General features: G+C 52.6%; 6 protein-coding genes and 1 pseudogene. 1 reads left to right on the top strand and 6 read right to left on the bottom strand.

The annotated features are described in order from the left end of the window. The 6 genes and pseudogenes from AC2FD9_RS23065 to AC2FD9_RS23040 all read right to left on the bottom strand — a co-directional run. Nucleotides 1–85 (bottom strand): annotated as a pseudogene (locus AC2FD9_RS23065) (IS6 family transposase); the annotation flags it as partial. 381 nt (nucleotides 86–466) lie between these two features. Next, nucleotides 467–748 carry a hypothetical protein gene (locus tag AC2FD9_RS23060; RefSeq protein WP_282119865.1) on the bottom strand — a complete coding sequence of 94 codons (282 nt, stop codon included), beginning with the start codon at nucleotides 746–748 and terminating at the stop codon, nucleotides 467–469. 118 nt (nucleotides 749–866) lie between these two features. Continuing rightward, on the bottom strand, nucleotides 867–1,079 hold the full coding sequence (locus AC2FD9_RS23055) for a hypothetical protein (protein ID WP_050602979.1): 213 nt from the start codon (nucleotides 1,077–1,079) through the stop codon (nucleotides 867–869). A gap of 49 nt (nucleotides 1,080–1,128) precedes the next feature. Further along, entirely contained in the window at nucleotides 1,129–2,250 is a 1,122-nt protein-coding gene (locus AC2FD9_RS23050; protein WP_496838923.1) for an alanine/ornithine racemase family PLP-dependent enzyme, read from the bottom strand. Beyond that, complete coding sequence (locus AC2FD9_RS23045; protein WP_496778145.1) at nucleotides 2,247–3,446, bottom strand: N-acetyltransferase DgcN family protein; 1,200 nt, start codon at nucleotides 3,444–3,446, stop codon at nucleotides 2,247–2,249. Before AC2FD9_RS23045 ends, AC2FD9_RS23050 begins: the two co-directional genes overlap by 4 nt. 912 nt (nucleotides 3,447–4,358) lie before the next feature. Then, the gene (locus AC2FD9_RS23040; protein WP_299669742.1) at nucleotides 4,359–4,712 is read right to left on the bottom strand and encodes a hypothetical protein; all 354 of its coding nucleotides are present in this window, start codon (nucleotides 4,710–4,712) and stop codon (nucleotides 4,359–4,361) included. A 395-nt stretch (nucleotides 4,713–5,107) separates the two neighbouring features. Between AC2FD9_RS23040 and AC2FD9_RS23035 the strand changes: the two genes are divergently transcribed. Beyond that, nucleotides 5,108–5,334, top strand: a 227-nt coding sequence (locus AC2FD9_RS23035; RefSeq protein WP_496838922.1) for a hypothetical protein, incomplete at its 3' end; no start/stop codon positions are given.

Raw genomic sequence — 5,334 nt, 5'->3', positions numbered from 1 at the left:
GCGGAAACCGAACATACATCATGACGGCCAGACGGATGATCTCGGGGCTCGTCTTGAAGTAGCGAAAAGGGCTGCGTTTTGTCATCCTGCGACGCTAAGTGCTCGCACTGCCCGCCTCAATAAGTTTCTTCTGACAGTGCCTCTTGGGCTTCACCCTTGAAGGCCGCGAATAGAACGACCTGCTTTGAACGAATGGGGCAGAGCTGGCTGATACGGTTGTAACTGGAAATGCTAGGCAAATGCACTTTTTGAACTGCTTTCAATCTCACCAACGTCCAGTTTCGCGAATTTGAAGCCATTCGTAGGTTCTGCAGCATTTTGCACTTTGGGCTCGAAGCGGTCATTCAGTGAAATCTGCTCAACGTCTGCTTTGCGGACAAAATTAGCTTTCGCTGCGCTTGCACCAATGTCCGTTTTTTCTGGTATTCATGGCCCAGTTTCTTTGCAAAACCCACGTCCAAAATATCTAAAACTCGTCAAATTCCGGGACATTGCCAAGCCGAATGAGGAAACTTGGCGACCCGACTTCGCCACTGTTCGGATCCTCACTGACCATGTAGGCGTCGGCGCCAGCGCAATCGTCGGATTGCGCTTCTCTTTCTGCTCTGTTTTGTGCTTCCGCTGCCGTGGAGTATTCAAATTGCTTGCCAATTTTCAAGCTTCCTTGCCCTCCGCGTCCTGGCTTCTGTTCGACATATGTCTGGCAGATATAGTGAACTTTTTCTGAGCTCTCATCTGAGTTTGTCATGGCATATCCTTGAAACGAGTACGGGCGCTACTGATGCTTGAGATAAACAGTGCTCGCTAGCCGCTTTGTTTGTGTTTCGCTCAATCGAGTCGCGCGGAGAGGAGGGCCAACGATCATGTCACCGCTTTTTGGCGGGCTTCGGCGGACAGGCTTCAGATGGAGTCGTCGCATCCCTTTCGAGCCTAGTTTTGCGAAGCCGGGCGTTCTTGATCTGTCTTTGCTCTGCTTCTTCGTTGACCATTTCCCTAACGACCCGCGTTGTTTTGTCCATCGGCGTTTCCGCCTTGGGAACGTGTGCATTGAAGACAGTTGATTTTTTAAGCTTTGCCAATGGTTATTCTCCTATCCGTTTTCAACGGCGCATTTGTCAGTTGAGTATTTCAAATTGATGCCGGGTGATTGCCTGGTCCTTGAGAGACACGCGCGTGTCGTAAAGGACTGCGATGGAGCAGCTTTGTCTGAACGTCAGGAGCGGACATAGCTTTCATCAACGCACTATAGTTCATTTGGAATCTCATTTCCGATCCTACGCTCTGTGTCGAATGGGATGTGCCGATGACAAGATGATCGCTTGTTGCACCGATGAGTCTATTCCTTGGAGGCATAGAAAGCCCGAAAACGTCTGTATCTTGCTGACCAATGGCGAGAACTACTTGTGTGCTCTGTCCACTTTTTGGGACAAGGTGAAGTCTTTTGAATACCGGGTCGCAGATGCTCTGTGGGTAAGATGAAGGTTTGGACCCTGTTTCAATGACCTCGGCGACAAGCGTAAAGGCATCCGTATACATCCCGCCTATTTGATCTCCGGAAACCGGATCAACGCCCAGCAGTATTGCTTCCCCCAGCCTTAAATCGTTGATGCGACCAGCTGGGTGTCTACTTAAGGCCCAAGGAAGGTTGGCCGAGTTACCACCAGATACCATCTGAAGGAAGGGACCACACTGTCCCTCTATGTCATTTGCCAGGCCAGACAAGGTGTCCATGTCTGCGGCAATCGGGGCAATTCCGCTCAGACATGCGAAGTTCGCTCCGATGCCCTTCAGCGCGACACCTGGCATATCCACCACTTGTTGTGCAATTGAGCCTAGGTATTTTGGCATGATCCCTTCGCGTAGATCGCCCATCTCAACCATCAAGATAATGCCGTGAATGCAGCCCTTCCGGATCGCGGCGGCGGCCAGAGCGGTAATCACGAGGATCTCTGTGTTGTAGCTTGCCTCACAGTACTGGACGACCTGATCAACCTGGCTCAGCATTGGTGTACGGATCAAGGTGATCGGGCATGTCATGCCCGCATTGCGTAACTTCCGAACGTTGCTAAGACGCGCTTCTGCAAGTCCCACAGCGCCACCGTCCAGCATAGCCCGAGCGATGGTTGGATGCCCGCACACTGCTTTGGTCACACCAGTAACGCTGATGCCGCGAGTCTTGAGGCGCCCGATCACAGTCTTTGCATTGTGGCGTATCTTGCTCAGATGCACCTCAATGCGAGGTGTACTCATATCGCAGCCACAGGTGTGGGTTGATGCAACCCAGGATAGGCGGCGACAACCATTGCAAGCAAATACGATGCTGGCCGGCTGAGTACATCCGTTACAGGCAGCCCGAGTATTTGTGACTGTGCGGCGATAGTTTCGGTAATCTCGGCCTCAGACATCCCCTCGTGATTGAGCGTGACGCCGATGACTTTTGTGTCAGCAAACGCTTCGATGAGGGCAATCTCACTTGCAGGTCTAGGCATTGGCATATTGGGAAAATCACAGCGATGTGCGCGCTTTGGAGCGTGCTGAAGGATCACGGCGTCCGGCTGGCTGCCCCGCAGGATAAAGGCGGATGTGCAGAACGCCGGATGACTTAACGCCCCTTGACCTTCGATCAATATGACATCGGGTTGTTCAACCTCGGAAGCGTCAACAATCGCACCTTCAAGCTCGCCGCAACAAAACTGCGGCGGCACGGCATCCATTGCCACTCCATATTTTGCACCCTGCATCAAACCCGTCTGGCCCGTACCAACAAGAACAGTCTTGATGCCCCTTGCGTTCAAAGCGCGGGCCAATACGGTCGCTGTTGTCCGTTTTCCAATGGCGCAATCGGTTCCAAGAACCGCTATGCGCAGTGCCTTCACTCCTGCAATACTTCCGTCGAACAGGCGCATATCCTTGCTGGGTTTAGGTTTTCGAATATCGCGTATGGTGACTTTGCGTTCGACCGCAAAAGCCGCGATTTCTAGATCATCGCTCAGATATTCATGCAATCCACTGACGATGTTCATACCTAGTGAAATCGCGTCGAGAACAACGTCGCGATCTGTCGATGAGAGTCTCCCCGTAGATGGTGCCATCCCGTAAATGAGGGTATCTGGGATGACGGTTTCATGGGCGACAGCAGCGTCCAAACTTCTAAAGACCGGAATGTGGTTTACTGCATCGTCAAGAATCTGCCCGCTGTCTTCGCCGTCGTGGTTGCTATCGATGACAGACAGGATCCTGTAGGCCTCTGAATGACGAACAAGGCCATTAGCAGTTTTCCCATCAATGTTGGCGAAGTTACCTTGGCAATAGACAATCGCAGTTGTTGGCGAGACGATCTGAGTGGTAGAGGTTGATCTTATGGGTTCATCGCTGGTCAATGGCGGCGCTTGTGCACCGCTGACGGGACGACGGATAGTGTTAGCCGCGCTAAAGTCGGTTTTCATGATGTTTCCTTTTTGTGGTCGACACCGAAGGCAACGCTGCCGTCACCATTGGGTAATGAAGTCGAGCATATCGTGCCGCACGCTCAGTTATCGAGAATGCAAAGTCCCTTAGATAACTTGAAATTCTTGTTGCAGTCCCACCGGTTACCGGACCTGTCGAGATGGGCATTCGCAGGAAGGTCTATTACGTCACAGCTCGCACCTGAGGCAGCGTATCCCCGCTCGCACTTCCATCCCGTTCCGTAACTTGCATCGTCAAAGAAGGCATGTTCAGGGATCATAACGGGCGCGCACGACCCATCTTGTGCAAAGTACCCACGTTCGCATGTCCAGGGTCGGCCGTAACCTGATGAATTCAGATACGCGTTGGCCGGGACTTCAATAGCGACGCAAAGGTCGTCCGATGCTTCGAACCCCCGTTTGCATTTCCACGCTGGCCCATAGGTAGTAGCTGCCAGGTAAGCGTTTGCGGGTACGACAATTTCTTGGCACATGTCGTCGATTTTGAGAAAACCGCGAGAGCAATGCCAGCGCTCACCTGATGGATCAAGAAACCCGCCATCAGGTACAATCACCGCAACACAGGCCGTGTCATCCTTCTTGCGAAAACCATGAAGACATTCCCAACCAGAGCCATAGGTGCGGTTGGTCGGATACGCATTTGCTGGCACTATGACAACGGCGCAGACATCGCCACTCAGCCTATACCCGGCGTTACATTTCCAGCCGTCACCGTAGCTCTTTGCAGTGGCATTTTCAGGCACAGGTTGCGATGTGGATTGAGCATATGCAGGCGTTGAAAACAGAAGCAGAGCACAGATTGGGAGCACAATCAGAGCCGCAATCATCTGAATGCCTGGTGACGGATGCGCTCCCCAGATCGCCTGACAGAGTTGCGGCATTGCCTTTGAGTTATGATCCATCCAGCTCAAGCCCCGCGATACAGGCATCTGCAAGGTCGCGGCTTGGCGTTTCCGATCCCGGCAGCGTAGCCCAACCCGTATCCATCATAGCCTTGCGGCGACTGAAGCCAGAGGCCTCTTGGAGGGTTACGATTATTTCTTCGCGCCTAGGGTCAGCGGCTGACCTGTTCAGGCAAACCGGCACCATCGCGAGCGTCACTTCCTCGCTTGCATGGTCCTTCGCCAATTCTTGAGCGCCACCGCTGGTTGTCCACCCGCCCCAGGTAAAGCCAAGGATTGAGACCGCAATCGCACCACACAAAGCACCGTAGATGCCTGGTTTCGTCCATTCTGGAAATGTCATTTTAGATCCTCTGGCGGAGAAAGCGCCGCCGCGCTGTTTTGTGTCTTTTTGCGCATTCTTATTCTCGCGCTAGGGCCATTCCCAAGCCGCGATGACCGATAGGCGCAGTTCGGGCCTACCGGAAGCTCGTTTGATCAACGGTTGCGTTGTGGTTCTTTGGCAAACCAACGGTGCGTCTGATCACCAAAACGGATCAACAAACGTCACAAGCGATGTGGTTGTGCGCGAAAACATCGGCAACCTTCCCAAACATCAGATCCAAGTAGAGGACGTGACAGCTGAATTTTCATGATGGAAGAACTTAGTTTACTCTGGCAGGCGATACGCCTAGGCCGCAGAAAACCAGAACTTTAGTGGGTCTTATATAGCCACTTGGCGACGGTATTACAACGTTCATGGGCCTAACGCTTATTTCAAGACCCGATACTGATGAAAGCACTAGGCTCAACCCGGTATTCGCCTTGTGTATCGGCAAATCCGTGACCACTTATGGAGCTTCATTAGCATGCCACTCTGAAGCCGACATTCGCTGCATCACAGAAAACGGTGCTGTCAGACGAATTCGAACCAGTCTCTGTTTACCCCTAAATGCCGGAACTTATGCTGAACAAAGTTGGCGCCA

Source organism: Ruegeria sp. YTSC230 (assembly GCF_059609665.1).
The sequence above is the reverse complement of the archived record's forward strand: the minus strand, read 5'-3'. Positions and strand labels throughout refer to the sequence as shown.